At 63.2% G+C, this 18,113-nt stretch carries 10 protein-coding genes; 2 read left to right on the top strand and 8 right to left on the bottom strand.

Annotated features, from left to right (window positions below; genetic code table 11):
• Window positions 1-52: 52 nt before the first annotated feature.
• Together AC1DXT_RS07000 and AC1DXT_RS06995 are read right to left on the bottom strand one after the other, a co-directional pair.
• Window positions 53-754: a hypothetical protein gene (locus AC1DXT_RS07000; protein ID WP_477060604.1), complete on the bottom strand. Its 702-nt coding sequence runs from the start codon at window positions 752-754 to the stop codon at window positions 53-55.
• 53 nt (window positions 755-807) lie between these two features.
• Window positions 808-1,074: an NrtR DNA-binding winged helix domain-containing protein gene (locus AC1DXT_RS06995; protein WP_477060603.1), complete on the bottom strand. Its 267-nt coding sequence runs from the start codon at window positions 1,072-1,074 to the stop codon at window positions 808-810.
• Between the two features lie 261 nt (window positions 1,075-1,335).
• On the opposite strand from AC1DXT_RS06995, the gene AC1DXT_RS06990 reads away from it, so the two are divergent.
• A complete protein-coding gene (locus AC1DXT_RS06990) occupies window positions 1,336-1,998 on the top strand; it encodes an HAD-IA family hydrolase (RefSeq protein WP_477060602.1) in 663 nt (220 codons plus the stop codon).
• A gap of 76 nt (window positions 1,999-2,074) precedes the next feature.
• Here the strand turns inward: AC1DXT_RS06990 and AC1DXT_RS06985 are convergent, their stop codons facing one another.
• Entirely contained in the window at window positions 2,075-3,391 is a 1,317-nt protein-coding gene (locus AC1DXT_RS06985) for an ISL3 family transposase (protein WP_477060601.1), read from the bottom strand.
• Window positions 3,392-3,488: 97 nt separating this feature from the next.
• On the opposite strand from AC1DXT_RS06985, the gene AC1DXT_RS06980 reads away from it, so the two are divergent.
• The gene (locus AC1DXT_RS06980) at window positions 3,489-4,325 is read left to right on the top strand and encodes a class I SAM-dependent methyltransferase (protein ID WP_477060600.1); all 837 of its coding nucleotides are present in this window, start codon (window positions 3,489-3,491) and stop codon (window positions 4,323-4,325) included.
• Window positions 4,326-4,518: 193 nt separating this feature from the next.
• Here AC1DXT_RS06980 and AC1DXT_RS06975 read toward each other — a convergent pair whose 3' ends face one another.
• The 5 genes from AC1DXT_RS06975 to AC1DXT_RS06955 all read right to left on the bottom strand — a co-directional run bounded on the left by AC1DXT_RS06975 (window position 4,519) and on the right by AC1DXT_RS06955 (window position 17,271).
• A complete protein-coding gene (locus AC1DXT_RS06975; protein WP_477060599.1) occupies window positions 4,519-4,875 on the bottom strand; it encodes a hypothetical protein in 357 nt (118 codons plus the stop codon).
• Between the two features lie 444 nt (window positions 4,876-5,319).
• Window positions 5,320-10,215, bottom strand: a complete 4,896-nt coding sequence (locus AC1DXT_RS06970; RefSeq protein WP_477060598.1) for an ATP-binding protein — start codon at window positions 10,213-10,215, stop codon at window positions 5,320-5,322.
• Complete coding sequence (locus AC1DXT_RS06965) at window positions 10,212-11,831, bottom strand: methylation-associated defense system protein MAD7 family protein (protein ID WP_477060597.1); 1,620 nt, start codon at window positions 11,829-11,831, stop codon at window positions 10,212-10,214. Before AC1DXT_RS06965 ends, AC1DXT_RS06970 begins: the two co-directional genes overlap by 4 nt.
• Window positions 11,828-15,619, bottom strand: coding sequence for a protein kinase domain-containing protein (locus AC1DXT_RS06960; protein WP_477060596.1), 3,792 nt, complete (start codon window positions 15,617-15,619; stop codon window positions 11,828-11,830). The genes AC1DXT_RS06965 and AC1DXT_RS06960 overlap by 4 nt, the downstream gene beginning before the upstream one ends.
• Before the next feature lie 2 nt (window positions 15,620-15,621).
• On the bottom strand, window positions 15,622-17,271 hold the full coding sequence (locus AC1DXT_RS06955) for a 3'-5' exonuclease (RefSeq protein ID WP_477060595.1): 1,650 nt from the start codon (window positions 17,269-17,271) through the stop codon (window positions 15,622-15,624).
• Between the last annotated feature and the right edge of the window lie 842 nt (window positions 17,272-18,113).

Below are 18,113 nucleotides of genomic sequence, written 5' to 3'. Positions count from 1 at the left end.
CCGACCTTGCCTGGAGGCCGAGGTGACGATGCTCGCGTCGTCTCGAACCGCGTCAGTTGCCGAGCAGGTGGACCGAGTGCTTGCCGACGTACAGCAAGCCCGTCTCGCGCGAACGGCGGTAGTCGCCCAGATAGCCGAGGCGACGGTTGAATGCTTCCACGCGCCAGGTGTCCGGCGTCACGTTCGGAAGCTCGTCCCATCGGCGGCGCAGGTCCTCGTAGAAGCCGGCTCCTCCGGTCACGTACAGCGCACGCCGCGCCTTTCGATCCACCACCACGAGTATGGAGCCTTTCCGGCCGTCCCGGATCGCCTCGGTCTCCGCGTCAATCGGTCCGAAGTGGGGCCCGTTCGTGTCCTCGATACGCATCGGGGAATCGTCTTGTTGTAGCTGCGCCCAGCGCATCCACTCGGCGGTGGGCTCCGCCGTCTGCCGGTCCACGTCGGCCAGCGAGTGCTGCAAGCTACGTGTCGCCCAGGCGATGTACTTGTCGAGGTGCCCGTCGTGGCCCCAGACCGCCTCGATGAAGGTGAGCGTCTCATCCTCGGAATCACGGCCGCCATCCGCCCACGCCCGAAGTCCCTTGCCGGGGTCGGACCAACCAAGACGCGCCACAAGAAGGTAGTGGAGGCCGTGCCAGTAGGCGAGGTACTGCTCGTGGTCGGTCTGCCAGCCTGCCGTTGTCGGCAGCACAGGTACGCGGCTGCCTGCGAGCGCGCGAAGGACGAGCTCGATCCCCCAGGAGTCATTGACCATGCCCTGAAGTTCTGTACCGACGAGTCGGAACCTATCTCCCACCCTGTTGGTGCTCACCGCGCGTCTCCGTCCTCGGAATCGACGCGCTGCTCGGCGCGCAGGTACAGCTCGGCGGGCTTGCCTCGTACGCCGCGAGGTGACTCTCCCGCGGCCCGCAGATGCCGAAGCATCGTTCGCCGGAACGTGTCGGCGACGAGTCGCTCGCCAATGACGTGCTCATGCAGGAGCCGGAGGTCACGGATGGCGAACGAGCCGTGTAGGAGGCGTAGGAACTTGTATTCGCCCGCTTCCGCCGCGTGCCCCAATGTATCGGCAGGCACATCCTCGGCGCGCTCGGCGACTGGACGATGTCGCCGAGGAACCGGTACCTCGAGGGGATCGCCGGCCTCGCGACCATCGACATATTCTGGCGCAGGTGCCAGCCAGACATTGCCGCTGCGATCACGACGCGGTTAACAGGCTCTTCACGATTGAGGGTGTTGGTGTAGGACGCTCAGGTCGCTCGGCAAGCAGATCGCTCGGCAGCAGTTCGTTCGGGCCGCGGCTCTCGCACCCCGGGCAACGCCCGTAGGTTGCTACGTATGCGCTTTGAGGTGGACGCGATCCTGTTCGACATCGACGGGACGTTGGTGGACTCGACCGCTGCGGTCGGGCGCACGTGGCGGGCATGGTCCGCTGCCCGCGGGATCGACGACTTGGCGGTCCTCCGGGTCTGTCACGGGCGCCGCTCGGAGGACACGGTGGCCGAGTTTCTGCCGAGCGACCAACGCGCCGCTGCGGTCGCTGAGCTCGAGCGGCTGGAGATGGCAGACCTCGATGACGTGATCGCGCTCCCCGCCACGCGAGACCTCTTGTCGCGCCTGCCATCCGATCGATGGGCCGCGGTGACGTCGGGTTCGCAACTGCTGATGCGTGCGCGGCTGGCCGCCGCGGGGCTGCCAGTGCCCGACGTGTTGGTAGCGGCAGAGGATGTCCGGCTGGGCAAGCCTGACCCGCAGGGATATCTGGACGCGGCCCGCCAGCTCGGCTTCAACCCTCGCCGGTGCCTCGTCGTGGAAGACGCACCGGCTGGCTTGGAGGCGGGACGTGCAGCGGGAGCGCACGTGCTCGGGGTGGCCACCTCCCATCCGGCCGACGACCTGAGCGCAGCGCACGTGGTCGTGCCCGACCTCGCAGCCTGCATCGTCGAGGTGACTGTCGAGGGCCTGGTCATCAGCACGGCAGCCGAGGATTCGGACAGGTAGGTGAGACGCCGCTCGTCTCACAAACTTTTCCCACCGCAGGTCCGAGCGCTGGGCACCGGACAACTCTGATGAGTTCCTACAGGTGTAGCCGCGGCCTGAACCCGCCGGTCTCGAGCAGGCTGCGGGCGATGTAGTGGGCGAGGTTGCGGAAGCCGAGGGCGGAGCCGCGCAGGTGCTCGAGCCTGCCGTTCACTGCCTCGGTCGGGCCGTTGCTGGTGCCGGGCCGGTCGAAGTACGCCAGGACGTCCTCGGCTCGCTTCTTCAGCGTCCGCCCCAGCGTGCGCAGCTCCGTGAGCGCGGCCGGGACGCCCGCGGACAGGTTGGTGATGATGCTGCTCATCTCTGCCCGTCCGGCGGCCCGGTCGGGGTGGCGGTAGGCGGCGATCATGCGCTGGTAGACACCCCAGGTGGCCTCGACGGCGACGTGGTCCTCGACTCCGAACAGGGCGGTCAAGCGCTGGTGCTGCCGGTCGGTGAGGAGGTCGGCGCCGGTGTGCAGGGTGCGGCGGGCCCGGTAGAGCGGGTCGTCCTTGCGGCCGCGGTGTCCGTGCAGGTCCTGCTGGACCCGGCGCCGGCACCGGTCGAGCGCGTCGCCGGCGAGGCGGACGACGTGGAAGGGGTCCATCACCGCCGTCGCTGCCGGCAGCTGTTCGGTGGTGGCGGTCTTGAATCCGGAGAACCCGTCCATCGCGACTACCTCCAGCCCGTCGCGCCAGGTCTTCGGCCGGTTCGCGAGCCACACCGTGAACGCCAGCTTGGAGCGGCCTTCGATCATGGCCAGCAGCCGCGACGGGCCGGTCCGGTCCCGGACCGGCGTCAGGTCGATGACGACCGTGACGAACTTGTCGCCGCGCCGCGTGTGCCGCCACACGTGCTCATCGACGCCGATCACCCGGACCCCGTCGAAGCGAGTCGGGTCGTCGAGCAGGACGGCCTGCCCCTCGGCGAGCACGGCGGTGTTGGCGGTGCTCCACGACACCGCGAGGGCCTCGGCGAGACGCGCGACGGTGAGGTGCTGGCAGACCAGCCCGACCAGCGCCCACCGCAGCGCGGTGCGGGTCAGCTTCGCCCGCGGCTCCGCGGCGCGGCTGGTGTCCTCGCGCCACACATGCCCGCAGCCAGCGCACCGGTAGCGGCGGATCGACAGCAGCAGCGTCGTCGGCCGCCAGCCCACCGGCTCGTGCGCCAGGCGACGGGTGACGGTGTCCCGCGGGCGACCCTCGCAGCCGCAGCGCCGGCACCAGCGGTCCGCCTCCTCGACCGCGTCGTCGGCGACCCGGCAGGCCAGCACCGCCCGATCCGGTCGGAGGTGCTGGCCGACCACCACCAGACCCAGCTCGTCGAGGCGGCAGAACGTCGTCACATCAGGGGTCGCGAAGGTAGCGTCAGGCACGTCGAGGTCTTCCTATCTAGCCTTGAGCCTCTCAGGAATTTGTCATACGAACGCCCTCAAGCCATCGACCGCGGGCGGCTCGGGAGGAGAACGAAACATGGCCGCAGCCGGTAACAAGGTCCAAGACCACTACGCCAGCGAGGGCATCGCAGCCCGCATCCTCGCTGCGCTTAGGGCGGCAGGAGGCAGCGAGGCGGGCCCGATTACGCCGGACGCCCTCGCCCCACTCGACCACTTCCACGGCCGGGGGCTGAAGGCGACAAAGGAGACGGTAGCGCTCCTCGAACCCCTCTCCGGCGAGCGCATCCTCGACATCGGCGGCGGGATCGGCGGACCGGCGCGGTGGACCGCGACGCACTTCGGTTGCCACGTGACCTCGCTCGACCTGACGCCGGAGTTCTGCCGCGCGGCGGAGGAGCTGAATGCCGCGACCGGCCTCTCGGATCGCGTGCGCGTGGTGGAGGGCAGCGCGACCGATCTGCCCTTCGAGGACGATGGGTTCGACCGAGCCTATTCCGAGAACGTGGCGATGAACATCGACGACAAGCGGCGCTTCTATGCCGAGGCGCTTCGTGTGCTTCGCCCCGGCGCGGTGTTCGCATTTTCCCACTACGGAGCCGGGCCGAAAGGCGAGCCCGACTACCCGCTGCCCTGGGCGGCAGGGCCGGGCACGAGCTTTTTGTGTTCGCCCGAGGAGACACGGGAGCAAGTTCTCACCGCGGGGTTCGAGATCGTGATCTTCCGGGACAAGACGGAGGAGGTCCTGCCGGACTTGCGGGAGAACCGCCGGCGGTTGGAGGAACACGGGCTGCCGCCGCTGGGGCTGCAGACGCTCATGGGCGAGCGGATTGGGGAATCTCAGATCAACGTGGCCCTGAGTGCGGACGAGGGCCGTTTGAGCGTACTTGAGGCCCTCGTCCGCAAGCCGGCCTAGCTAGGTGGGCAGTGTCGGAGCTCCCATCCTCGGGAGGGCTCGACCTCTACCCGGGCACCGACGCGCCGACCCCTCCGCGCTCCAGCCGGCCGCCGTCTACACCCTCAACTGGGAAGAGCCGGTTAACACCACTCGCAGTCGACGACGCCTGACGAGGCAACGGGACTTTCACCTGTTCAGCTGGTCGCCGCGGTCATGCGTCGGTTCCAGCGCCTTCGTCGTCGACCCGGGCGACGGGAGCAGCGGTAGCGGGCACGGATGGCTTCGCCGGCTCAGGAACTCCGAGCCCGACGCCGTCCAGCGCGCCATGAAGGGCCTCCGTGAGCTTTGACCGAGTGTCTTCGACGGCCTGCCCGTACGCGAGTTGTGCCGCGGCGCCGCCTGCGGAGCCGGCACGGTCGTACCCGCCCCACACCTCGACCCAGCGATACTCGCCGTTGCTGTTATCGATGCGCACAACCCAATATGTCGAACCATGCTTGCGGACGGTCCAGTACGTGCCATCGGCGGTGTAGTTCCGGTATCCGGTATTCGCCGGCTGCGTTGCCATCTTCGTAGTCTGTCAGCGAACAGAGTTGATCGAGCGGGAATCATTCGAACAGTTTCAAGATCGGATGGGCCGGGTTGGACTGACCTGCTCGGTGTGCCGACTCGCCCGAGCGTACGGTTGACCGTGGGGCACGCGGTGGTCCTCATCGCACGCGAGCCCGCCCTGGGAGGATGTAGTGGCAGTCCACAGGGCCAGGCTGGTCGTGCTAGTTCGCGCTCCAAGAGAGCCGGTAGAGCCGTTCCGACGCTGCAGGCGATCGCGGGTGCGTTTGCCTCCGTGAGGAGGTCGGCGGGTCGGCCACGACGAGTCCAATTCAGGCGGCCAAATCCGAAACGACCAGCATTGGGTAGTGACTCCGCATTAATTGTTCCAGCCGCCACGAACGCTTGCACTTCAACGATCCCAGAGCTACACGGTGTTCTCTCCGACGAGAAGCCGGGCAGGTCACTGCGACATGTAGACCTTCCGAGCTTGCGCGACGTCGGGAGTCGACACATACGCGACACCAACGTTGAGCTTCTCAATCTCCTGGCTAATATCGACGCCAGTTCGGCCCCGAAGAAAGTTGCTTACCTTCTTTGACGCGGGATAGTTTGTTCGGAAAACAATCTTTGTGCCGGCGTTCCCGAGGACGTCGCTGTGAAAGTCGTCCACATTCTGACTGGCAACGATCACACCAGCTCCGTACTTGCGGCCTTCCTTCATGATCTTTGGAAGCGTCACATCGCGTGCCATTCGGTGCGCTTCATCTAGGACAACTGCAAGCTTCATCGTCCCGTCCTGGTTCCACCGGAACATCTCCCGATACACTTTTCGCAAGATGAACGATGCGGCGACTCGTTGCACCTCCTCGGTTAGCTTACTAATGTCCACCACGAGCCCCCGCTTGTCGGCGGTCAAAATGTCGAACTTCGCATGGTCACCGGGAGCAAAAAGGCCGAAGTCGGTGAAAGCGCGAAGTCGGGCCACGGCGTTCTTTCCGGCCTGCTTCGACTCCACGTTGCCCAGGGCGCTGACGAAGTCCTCGATACCTGGAGTCGATGCACCGCGCTCCAGCCCATTCCAACCGTGCTCCTCGTATGCTTGCTGCAATGCGGTGTAGACGTGATCGCGTTGGATATCGCCGAGTGACGCTACGTGGGCGAGGATCTCCGCGATTTCCATCGCGTTCATGTTGATCGGGCGGCCCGCTTGCACGTCAGGCTCGAAGGGATTGAACGGGAGTCCCAACGCTGCATCGAGGATGGCAGCACCCTCCGGTGGAGATACCGCCATGTCTCCGTGGAAGTCGAACACCAGCGACGGAAGTCCCCCGACGACGAAGTCGCGAAGGATCTTTCGCGTCGTCACCGACTTCCCCTGGCCGGGGATACCAAGGATGAAGGCGTGCGGGCTACCTTTCGTGCTCACGCGCCAGCTCACCGTGCTGCCGCCGCTGTCCTCTCCGAGCGAGACGACAACCTCATTTGTGTTCTCATCTGCCAGGTCACTTTCGCTGGAAGACTTGGGGCCGCCCTGCGCGGATGGCTCCGCGTCGCGCGGCTCCGGTTCGGCCGGAACCGTGACGCTGCCGGCCGCCGGTGGACTGGCCTGGGAGAACTGCGACTCCACCAATTCTGCTTCGGCCGACACGTCAGCGGCTGGGACCACCACGTCGCTGGCTTCCACCGCTACAACGTCTGACTCCTCCCAGGGGGCTACGCTCCCCAGGTCGATCCTCGCCGCCCGCGTTGTCAGACCAACGTTCACTAGATCGGACGCCGTGATCACCGCCATCGGGGTGTCGCCGTACTTTTTCTTGAAACCTTTGTCGCCGTCGAGGCTAATGACGTAGCCCTGCGTCGTGATCACCGCCTGTTCGCCGTTCTCGTTCACGCGGTCAATATGGCGGTGGATATCACCGATTCGGTCGGGCGCGATGATCCCATTCGCAAAGGCGCGGTCCGCGTAGTAATGGAGCAGGCTCGTCAGACGCGCGCGCTGAAGCTCAGAATCGATCCGGGGCGGATCGGAGAAGAACCGAGACTCAAGCATGCGTTTCGTGTCCTCCACCTGATTAACGATGTGGTCGGCGAGCGCCTGAGGTAGGTGTGCCTCTTTGCGGGACTTCACCTCCACGCACTCGATCTTGAAGGAGCGCGGCCCGATCCTGACGAGCAGCAAGTCACAGCGACGTGCCTCACCGCTGTCACGGAGGGCAGCGCCGAAGATCTCGAGGTGGGCGTCCACCGGTACGACGATCAGGTCCTCGAGCTGACCGCGCGATTGCAGGTACACCACGAGGGCCGCGAGGGACACGGCCTCCCGCGCCCGGGTGGTGTCCTTGAGCAGACGCAATGCAAGTCGGCCGGACACGAGTGAGAGAGTCTCGAGGGCCCGCCCGACCGACTGGTCTACCCAGGCCAGGCCAAGCTCGTCCATCGCGCTATCGAGGAGCTGCTCGACTTCCTGCCGATGCGTGGTGGTGACCGTGAGTCGGTCGCCGATACCCTCCACGAAGTCTGGCGCGTAATCAAGGATGTACTGAGTGTCGACAACGCCGCTTCCGAACAGATCGACGCCTATATAGCGGTCGAGTCCGATGACCCAGTCCGCCCGCTCGTGGGCTTTGCGCACGAGCGTCTGACGATCCTCGTTGAGTACGACCGTCACTGTGGGGACGGAACCTTCTGGAGCGCCCGTGAACTTGGCGATCGCCCGCTGGTGGGTGCGGTGGACGACGCTGAGCTCCGACTCGCCGCCGCCAGCCGCGGGCCCAAGCGTCGGTGAGCTGACCCATCGCTTGGCCGTGCCGTCCGCCTGGTCGGCAACAGTCACGATGGGTACGAGCAGGTCGTGAAATGAGGGTTTGCGCTCACTCGGCTCGGTGAACCCCACCATCGGCTCGTACACGTCTTGAACGATTGCGAGGTGCGCGCTCGCCGTGTCACGCGAGACTTCGAGGAGGCCGCGAACGCTCAGCGACATGGCGGGCGAGAGGTGCGTTACATGCTTCGATGTATTGCGGGCTCGTAGTACCTCCTGGAGCCTAATGAGCGCCGGAACCGGCTCCACATAGGCAGCACTGTCGGAGTAAGCGACTATCTCGAGCCGATGGGGTTCGACGTCCTCCTCTTCCTCGATGAGATCAACCTGGACGTCCGTCGCCAACGCCCCGGCGACAAGGTCGCCGGACCCCGGGTTCACGGCGAGCAGGCGAAGTGCCTCCCCCGGCCTGTGCGCCTGCTCGTATGCGGCAATTCGCTCCGCCACGAGTGTGGACGACGCGCGCATGGTCGTCGACATCCGCTCAAGGTCCAAGACCGAACAGATCGCTTCAGCGGCGGAGTCGCGGTCCATCGAACCGGGGACGATGTAGAGGCCGGAGCCATATGTGAGCTCTTCGCTGTAGACGGCAATGTTGCCGTCGGCATCAGTGACGGTAAAGGGAAGGTTTGCGGGCACGACCTGCTTGACCAGTTCGATATCTAGGTGCGACGCGCGGGYCGAGTTCGGTTTTACTTCGGTGATTTCGCGTGCCCATCGGCGAAGCACGGCATCGTGATCTGCGATCCAGCCGAGTCGCAGTGGGTGGATCGGCAAGAGAATGACTGCCCGTACCCAGTTGTTGGCGCGCTTCACCTGAACGGACGCAGAGTCCATTAGCAACAGATGCCTTAACGCTTCTCCAGAGGCCTGCTCGAGTGCACGCTTGAAGGAGGCCGTGTACCCCTTTGCCATTGACCGGAGCTCGTCGGTCCAAGTCACCGACTCACCTGTGTTTCGGGAGCTGTCAGCTCCGAGTGCACCGAGAAAATCGGCACGGGCCTTCGCAAGCGCCTTGGGAAGTACCAGGTCCGGAGAGTCGGAGGTCCCTTTGTCTTCGAGCCGGGTGCCGTACACGCCGCGGAAGAGGTAATGCTTTGGGCTGTTGGGGCTCGAGACCGCATCCCGCTGCAGACGCACGAGCGTGTCACTCACCCGAACCTGGATCGATCTGCGGTTGCCGAGTCGCAGGCCGAAGACCTGACCATCGAGGTCCCACATGACCAGGTCTTCAGTGAGGTCATCCTGACCTGCCATCGCAGCCTGGAGTGCTGCTTCCGGAACGCTGACGGCAGCACGGCGCAGAGTCTTGACATCCGGCGCGTCCTTGATAGCAATCTGGAACCACTGGCTGTCAGCGAATGCGGGTTCTCCCGATTCGAGCGCGATCTCTTCACCGTGTTGCCCCAGCGGAGTTACAGACACGACGAACAATGTCCCGCTGTCGAGGTCGTCGGCGGACACCTCGACCTTGACCGTGCTCCGTCGCAGCGCGCCATTGACCTTTGTCTCGACGAGTGGTTCGGACTCGTCATCTCGAAGATCCTCGGGTTTGCGAACTTCGATTCGCCACTTGGCGATCGTGTCCACCCTATTCGGATTGGTCTTCCATTTCACCACCAGCGGCGCTGCACCGCCCTCCGGCACCTCCAGCACGAGCTGGTCGTCCGACCCAAGCTTGAGTTTGCTCGACTTGTCAAGCGTGCCGTCAGGTTTGACAAACGGGTCGATTTCTAGGGCAGTCAGGTGGTGGTGAACAGCATCTGCGAGCCGCCAATTCTCGAACGACAGACCCTGATCCTGTAGTGCCTCGGTCCAGATTCGGGGGTTCGCCAGCCGGGCACCGGCCTGATCCAGGTACTGACGCAACGGGGCGCGCCAAGCACCCTCTTCGAGCCCAGCGATCGTCAGCCGTTCGTCGATTGACGCGGCCGGCCTGGACGGCTGACTAATCGCGCTAGCCGTGCGCCGGTTCCGATCGAGCCTCGTCTCGACGTCTGCGCCGAGATCGGGAATCAGACCGATGCGCCAGAGGTTCTTACCGAACGCCTCGAAGGTTGGATCCACAACCAACTCACCCAGAAATTCGAGCCACGGTTCCTTTTGCTTACCGAGCCGCGACGCCTGTCGCGACGCAAGAGCCCGCACCGACTCCTGAGCAATTTGATCTCTGACGGCCGATTCAGCCCCTGCATACAAGCTAATCGCCTGTAAGCGTTCGAACGAATTATCGAGGGAGCTTGCGGCATGACCCTCCCCGGGGGGAACTAGGAGCAAGAGCGCCTTGGCCTTGCGATTGCGCAACTCGATTGCGCGTTCAGGCGCGATCTCGAATCCCCCGCCCGGCTTCGCCCGGAGGACGAACACATCAGCCACGGAGCCGAGCTCGTCTTGGAGCGATGGCGTGAGTTCGAGCGCGAGCTGCGCTTCGATGTCATCCACGCGTACGCAGTGACCAGCCTCAGTCCCCTCCATGTGCTTGACCAGCTCGTCACCCAAAGCGATCCTGACGATGTCGGATCCTGTCGCGCTCACAGCGACACCTCCTGTCGCTTAACCGCGCGAGGACGCGTGACGTATTGGGCGGAGAAGTCGTCGGACAACCCTGAGAAACACCCGAGAAGCTTGAGCTGTCGAGTGAACGCGGCAAGGTTCTCGGCCGCGCCGGCGCGAGCGGCCGCTGAGTCCAAGTCAGTCGGCGGTCGGTCGACGAGCACTCCGAACCTCGACTCCAGACGCGTGAGCACATCCCGCATCGGAAGGCTTCCGAGCACTGACGCTCCGTCATCGTCCGTGAAACAGAGACACAACAGCGTGGTTAGGAGCTCATCTGATGGTGCGTAGCGCCAGGTGGACCTGGCCCTGAGCACGCCAGCGAGCACACCGTACGACTTGGTTACACCACCGGTCGTATGGAACCACTTCACCTGGTTCTCAAGGCCCGACTTCCGAAGCCCTTCGACCAAAATCGCGGCGAGCTTGTCCGCATTGGATATGCCCGACGACTTGACGATTCCGTCGACGAACTCGTGCTCCTCTGACTCCGGATCCTGTGCGGCCAGGATCGAATTCAGTTGGAAGCCGATTCCGAAGGTCGTCCCCGCATCGTCTTTCAGGGAAACGTACCACTGTAGCAATTCCTGAGCATCAGCCTCTGCGGGCGGATGAATACCGCCGGCCGCAGCAACATTCCCGAGCTCACGAACGAGGAGACGGTCGCGGAACAATGTCCGGAGTATCTCGAGATCGCGGACTACGCATAGGCGAGATACTTCATCAGACGCACTTCCCTTACGTCGCACGAAGTCGACGTACATCTCGGTTGGATTCTGACTGAGGTCCACGTTCTCGCCGAGCATGAGACCGCGCAGCGCCCGCGCTGTGACTAATGGCAGCTGGAAGAGGCGGAAGCTTATGATCGCACTCAAATGCGCGAACGCCTCGGCGACCGGCATTGCAGGTCCGTACTGACGCAAGAACGCGACCACATCCCTCCCAAGCGGGTCCACGGCTTCGGGGACAGGCAATGGAGCGAAGGTCTTGTCCGTATTCTTGGCGTTCTGGCTGCCGACAAACCCCTCCAGGAACCTCAGGGCGAGGAGGGTATCAATATCGACGTTGCTCGTGCCGTCGTAGCGGGGCGCGTGCCAAGGAGCTTCGCCTAGCTCCACGCCGGTGCCGAAAGTATCCTTAAAGAGGTTCGCAACGCGCTTGGTGTCGTTCGGCGTGCCGCCGAGCACGCGCCACACGCTTTGATAGGTTAGTGCGTCGGCACGACGGTTCCGCGAAGCTGTTTTGGGCAAGCCGCTGCGATAAGCGGCAATTGTGAGCGGCCGAATGTAGCCCATCTGCGTTTGGTCACGGCGCTGGCCAGCTCGCTCCTCTCGCAGGATCGACGCGCGAATCCATCCGTCGAGTGCGTTTAGCCCGTCGTCGCCATCGAACCCCACAAGACTGTCGGAATGAAATAGCGTCTCCAGGTAGCGAACATATTCTTGCGTGTTTACTTTCGAGCTAGCATATAGGCCACGCTTCACGGCCATCTCGAGAATCCGCGTCAGCATCCGATCGATGTCCGTGTCATTGAGCTCGACAGGAAGCACGGTGGGAGTGACCAGGCTGTTCATTTCTTTGGGAAGGACGATCTTCACCTTGCAGCCTCCAGTTCGATACGCCCGCCAACGACTCGCGCAGAAACTACGGAGCCGGATGAGTCTACAATCTGGGCCGCGTGCGAAGGTTGGCGCTTGAGCTGATTGACAAAGCTGTCGATCTCCTGACGGATTGCCTCGGAGGCTGCATCGTTGACGATCTCGCCGTCCGCGGCACGAAGGATTACCTCTGCCGCGTCAAGGGTCAGGTTGAGTCTCTGACCAGAGGAATGCTCGACCACGATCGTGTCTGGCATCGTTTCGATGAATAGATCGCTCGAGCTCGGTGTGACAAGCGTGAACTTGTCCGCCGGCACGGTGTGGAGAATCGCCCAAGCTGCGCCGTCGGCGCCACTGCTCATCGCCAAGCCCTTGCCGGCGTAGCCGAAAGCTCCGACGATGCGGCTGATGCCGAGAAGTATCCGGTCCAGCGCTTCGACCCTGCCCACTCCGGTAAGCATCGTCAGGAATTCGTCGAAGTATCGGAAGACTCGTAGGTCGCGGAATCCGACCTCGTCCGACTCGACGGTGGCAACGTCGAAGTATATGGCCCGGGCAATCCGCTGCGGGCTGTTGAGAAATGCCTTGCGGGTGTCATCCTTAATCGAACGCCATAACCGGTCGACGGCCGGAGCTGCCACAGTCGCGGGGTCGAGACCCGCCCACTCGCCGATCAGATAGTCGTCAGATTCGCGGGAGAAGGCAAGATCGTAAGTGCCGGTACCGTCCCAGTACAGCGGGTTGAGATCGTTGCTCGCGTACGCGTGGATGTCCTCGCAGGTTCTATTCCCCGTGATCAACCATGCGATCGCGGAGCGGACGTCACGGAATGTCGCTCGTCTGCGTCGGCGCAGATGGCTGATCTGCATGAGTTCGTCAAATGCATTGCCCCCCTCATGTGCGAGCAGGTTGCGATTCGCAAGCAACGGGCAGATCTTCTGTGCAACACACGAGCCGCAGGCGCTCCACAGCGATTCGTCGGTCATCGTGTCAAGCACACGCCGTGCCAATCCGGCCTCGGATCCGGAGCCGGCGAGGGTCCGCCGCTTGAGGTCGACCAGCACGACCCCGCCATCGTCGTAGGGCAAACCCTCAAGCTGGTCCTTGATCGCGAACCACCACTCCTGAAAGTCGTGCGAGTTGTCGACAAAGAACTGAAGCATCCTGCCGTCGTTCACCGCGATGAGCGCGGTTGCCGCCTCACCCTCGAGGACCGGCAGGAGCGCGCGTCTTACCAGCTCGTCCGAAGTCAGGTTTCCATGGGACTCACTCGCGTCGAAGATCGAGTAGAAGGTGTGGCCGTCCAACTGAATGGCCCAACCCGCTGCGTCTTCGTACAGCACTGTCGCTCCGCGGTCGCGGAGGGCATCGCCGAGTTTGACCAAGACCGAGGTCTTTCCGTCGCCGGGGTTTCCGCTCAATAGCACGACCTGGAACTCGCGGTCAAGAACGCGCGGGAGCAGTTCGAGATCGAGAAGGGTCGGGACGTACGTCAAACTGGCAAATGCGTCGTCCAGGCCCCGGTTTCCCGCGTTACCGCCAGCAGCGGCCCTATACATCCGACGAATTGAGGCGACGTTGGGGTTAATCACCCGTTCCAGTTGGGCGGGAGACTCGCCTCCAGGATGTACTTTGGATCCCGTCGGCTTCTCAACGGGACGGGCACTGATCACCAGTTCTCGGAAATCGGAAGCGGAACTCGGGCGTTCGCTCGGTATCGCCACGAGTCCGCGCATCAACACTCTGAGAAGAAGGCTCCCCTCCTCTCCCCACGTCCTCATCTCTTCTTCCGTTGGAGCGTTGATCCGCAGTGCCCCGCCTTGGTACGTCGCTACCGATCGACCGAGCATGACGTAGGACATGGTCGCGGCGAAGCCAAACAGATCGGCAGCTGCGCTCGCAGTGCCACCCTTCATGACCTCGGGCGCAGCAAACTGCGGGCTCCACCCCTCGGCCTTCTCCCCGATCGGAACCGCCAGTCCGAAATCGATCAGCTTCGAGCTTCCGCTGCCATCCGTCTCAACGATGACATTCGATGGAGTCACATCCCCGTGAACTCGACCCTTCTTGTGTATGTAGGTGAGTGCCTCGAGCACATCCAGCGCAATCGTGCGAACTTCATCAACGCTCCGATCGATGCCGGAGTTGCTGAGACTCTCTCCAACCACATATTCGGAGACGAGGTATGCGGGAACAGAGTCCAGTCGCATGTCGAAGACGCGGCCACATTTTTCGTGATTCAGCTCATTCGCGGCAAGAAATTCCTGGCGGAGCTTTTCGGGGACGCTAGCATGAAATTGCTTCAGTACTCGCGTCAGATCCGTGTTCTTGTCGTAGACCTTCCAGGTGCGCGCAGATCCACCAATACCAAGTTCTTGGCTGATTTGGTATCGCCCGCCAACAAGGCCACCGACCTCGAACTCGTCCCCGGGCGAGTGATCAAGAACCGGCTCCGGCTTTACTGGAGGCAGCTCAATTGACGCCGACATCGAATGAGCGGAAGGGCGCTCCGACGGGTCGAAACTCAGTCCGGCAAGGAAACTCTGCGCCCACGGATAGGTGTTCGCGATTCTTTCACAGACTTGGTCGCGCTCCATTTCGGTGGCGTCTTCTCCGATGAGCCACGTCGAGAGTGCAAGCGTCAGGCTGTACACGTCGGACGCATAAGTTGCTAGCCCAACGTCGGCGACGGCTTCGGGCGCTCGGTAGTCCTCGCTAATATCGAAATCCACCCATGGTGCGATCGTGACTTCGCCGTTAATTCGCGCGAGGTGGAAATCGCTGAACTTGACAAGTCGATTCTTGCCAAGCCAAATCCTGCGGGGGTGTAGCGCCCGGTGCGTTAGCTCCTCTTCATGAACGTCTTTGAGCGCCTCGAACGCGTTCCGCACGACCACGGTCGCGTCGGCGACGCCTATGAAGCCGTTGTCCCGTACCGTTTTCGATGTGAGCATGTCCCGCTCGAGGGTCCATCCGATGGTCGGTGGTACCACGGGTACGACGTAGTATCCATGCGCCGGACTTTCGAAAGGCGGCAACGCGGCCCAGGTTCGCCCGAGTTCGGCGACTCTGTTGATCGCTTTGGTCTCGCGTGCGAGGTACTCCATCGGATCACCGAGCTGTTTCAACTGCTCGATCGGATAGCATTTTAGGACGACACGTTGGCCCGCATTGGATCGAGCGTCGAATGCCTTCTCCCTACCGGCGGCCGGAATCTGCGATAGGATCTTGTACTCACCAATACGATCCTTCTTCTCGGCGGACGAGAGACCATCGAGATAGCCGATTATCGACGGGCGGGCTGCCGCGAGAGCTGATTCCCTCTTATCAAGTTCCATCATTTCGTCGGCCGCAATCGGCAGTGGCCAGATTCGTTCATCACGTTCGTGGTTCTGTGCTGCTAGAACCTGGACATTGTCGTAGCTCAGAACGACGGCGGCGAGGACGCGTTTCCCTTTCAGTGCCGCATAGCCTTTTGCGCCATTTCTCAACAGACTTGCGAGCTTCTTGGCTACGGTCGCTACCTGCGCGACTGGCGAGTGACGGTATTCGCCCTTCACCTGCCAGTAGACGTCACCGACGATGATCGTCGGCCCCCACGCCTTCTCCTCAACGGTGAACACGAGGCCCTGCCCGACCACGATGAGGTCGACGTCGTCTTTGTTCGCGCCAGCAAGCTTGCGCCCTGCGTAGATGACCCACGAGTCTGGGAGATCCGCAGCGAGTCGCTCGGCCGATTTCCTCTCCCCCGGCCCGACGTACTCGTCCATGACCTTGAGCTCTGCCACCGCTAAGCCCCCTCGAAGTTGAAGTCATCCGGCCAAACCCACCTGCTCAAGGTCTCTTGGTCGAGGCCTCTTATTCGCTCAAGGAAGGCGTTGTCCTTCGAGTAGGTGATGACGAGCTGGTCCTTCGCCCTCGTCATACCGACGTAACCCGCCCGAGCCTGAATGACGGAGTCGCTACTGTTGTCATCCGGCAGGTCCTCGAGTCCGACGAGAAAGACGACGTCGAAGTCGAGTCCCTTCGCTGAGTGGACCGTCATGACCTTCACCGTTGGCTCGGTCAGGTCGAAGTCGTCTGACTGGTTGGCGTAAAGGCGTCGCTGGGGCACGTGGGCTGCGTCGAGCGCTATCGCAACCTTTCCCATGCGCCACTTGCGCGTCGCCAATACGCCAATATCTTGAGGTTTCCGCTCACCGCGACCGATTAGGTCCACGATATGCTTCGCAACCGCCTCGGCCTGCCCTGCCACGTTGTGGGCGAACACGAGATCGACGGGCTCTCCATCGAACGCAAGTTGTGATTGATCGACAGCGCTCGACGGGCTCATCGCAGACGTAACTGTCAGGATCTGGCGCGTGGACCGATAGGGCCGCTCCAGTTTCACGTACCGTACCGAATCCACCCCAGCGACTCCGCCGTCCAGTCCCAGTTCTCGCCCGTAGAGCGACTGCTTCGGGTCTCCAGCCAGTACGACTCCACCATGCCCGGGTTTGACAGTCGCGACGGCGAAGTCGATCCACGAACGGAAGAAGTCCTGAGCTTCATCGATCAAAATGGCGTCAATTGCTCGACTCGCTCGAAGTAGCGGTAGTGCGGCCGCGACGTCTGACTCGGYTACAATCTCATGTTCGAGCGAGACGCGGAATCCCAGCTTAGAAGCAAACTTGCCAAAAGTCRTCACTTCGATGTTCGGAAACGGGCCAACAAGCGACCGCAGGTACGGAACGAGCATATTGTTGAAACACAGGACTTGAATCTTCCAGTTCGGATGATCAAGCGCTATTTTCTTTGCGCGGGCGGCGATTACTAGTGTCTTGCCGCTCCCCGGCGGGCCAGTGACGATGACCGCGCCGCCCGAGTCGTCGAGGACGATGGACTCTTGCTCGCGATCGAGTCGCAATCGGACACCCGCACGGCCTTTCGCACCGGAGTCCTTCATCGACGAACGGATCGGTAGCTTGATTTCGAGCGCCGGGCGGTAGGCCGCGACGATGTCGGCTTGCGTTCGCTCATCAATTGGCCGGGGTCGAAGGCCGGCGACCCACACACCGCTGGCCGCGTCAGCCGCGGTCAAGAACTGCCTGTCAGACCCCGCCGCATGCGGATCGATGACCCGGCGTTCGATGGAGATCCTTCGAATCGCGGGGATCTCCTCACGGAGTAGCTCAACCTTGCGATTGAGGGCCGTGAGAGTTCTTGAAGGCTCTCCCTCAGCGAGGTCGAGCGCGAGAACGCCCTTTTCGGGGTGGTGAGCCACCAGCGTCGGTCGCGGACCAGTCGAATCTCGGTGCGCAACGAAGCCCATCCGCTCCAGCCCCAGCAGCGCTGACTCGACTGGATCTCCAGCAGCCTTCCGGCTGTGCCCCATCACACGCTCGCTCTCCGCGCCGGCGCACGGAACGCGCCTTGCCAGGTCCTGCTGACCGACCGCCACGAGCTTAGCTGCGCCTTCGAGTCGATCGGGTCGCGACACCGGACTATCACCCCCGAGAGTCGCACTGAAATGTCGGGACATCGGCGCTCGGGCTTTGGGATTTCGACCATGGTCTGGTCGATCCCCTGGGCAGCGTAGAAGGCGGTCTGGAGCTCGGTGGGCTACATGTCCCCGAGGTAGTCGTGCAGCCGTCGCTGTTGTTCCATCGGACCCGGCCCAGGCACCTGGACGTAGGGAAGTCTTCGAGTTCCTGAACCGCGGCCGAGCGCGACACCTGAGGCACCGGCCGGTCGACGCGCACCTTCATTCGAGTGCTGTGCTCGGCGCTTCTTCGGCACGTCGCCGCCTGGCCTTCCGGTCCGCTGCGACAGTACGCCGAGATTTCCGGTCGCGGCGGAGCGTGTCCCCTCATGTGCTCATCTGCGAGCCGCGAGAGAGGGGTCGCATCGTCTGCACGCAGACCAGACCCGCCGGCCCAGCAAGTCTTCGAGCGCCCACCGTGCTGTGCACCCGAGAGACTTAATGCACGTATTCGACGGCCAGTCGGATGTGTGACCTGGCCGGCTCGACCGTGGCGATCCAAATCAGTTGAACGCCCTCGGAGGCCGCGGGCACCGGGCTCTTCATGCATGACGTGTGATCGCTTTGTCCATCTGGTGGCGTCTGGCGCCGTCGCTAGCAAGAGTCATGTCGATCGGAGACCCGGGAGTGGATACCCAGTCCCGGCCCCGAGCGGCTCCGCTTGTCGAACACCTCCAGTGCGATCCGCTCGTTGACCCAGAGCGCTTCGCTCGCTACCAGTCCCACCAGGCGGCGCCAGGTCTTCCAGAGACCCGACCGAC

The sequence above is a fragment of the Cellulomonas sp. P1_G12_2 genome, assembly GCF_056405535.1.
The sequence above is the reverse complement of the archived record's forward strand: the minus strand, read 5'-3'. Positions and strand labels throughout refer to the sequence as shown.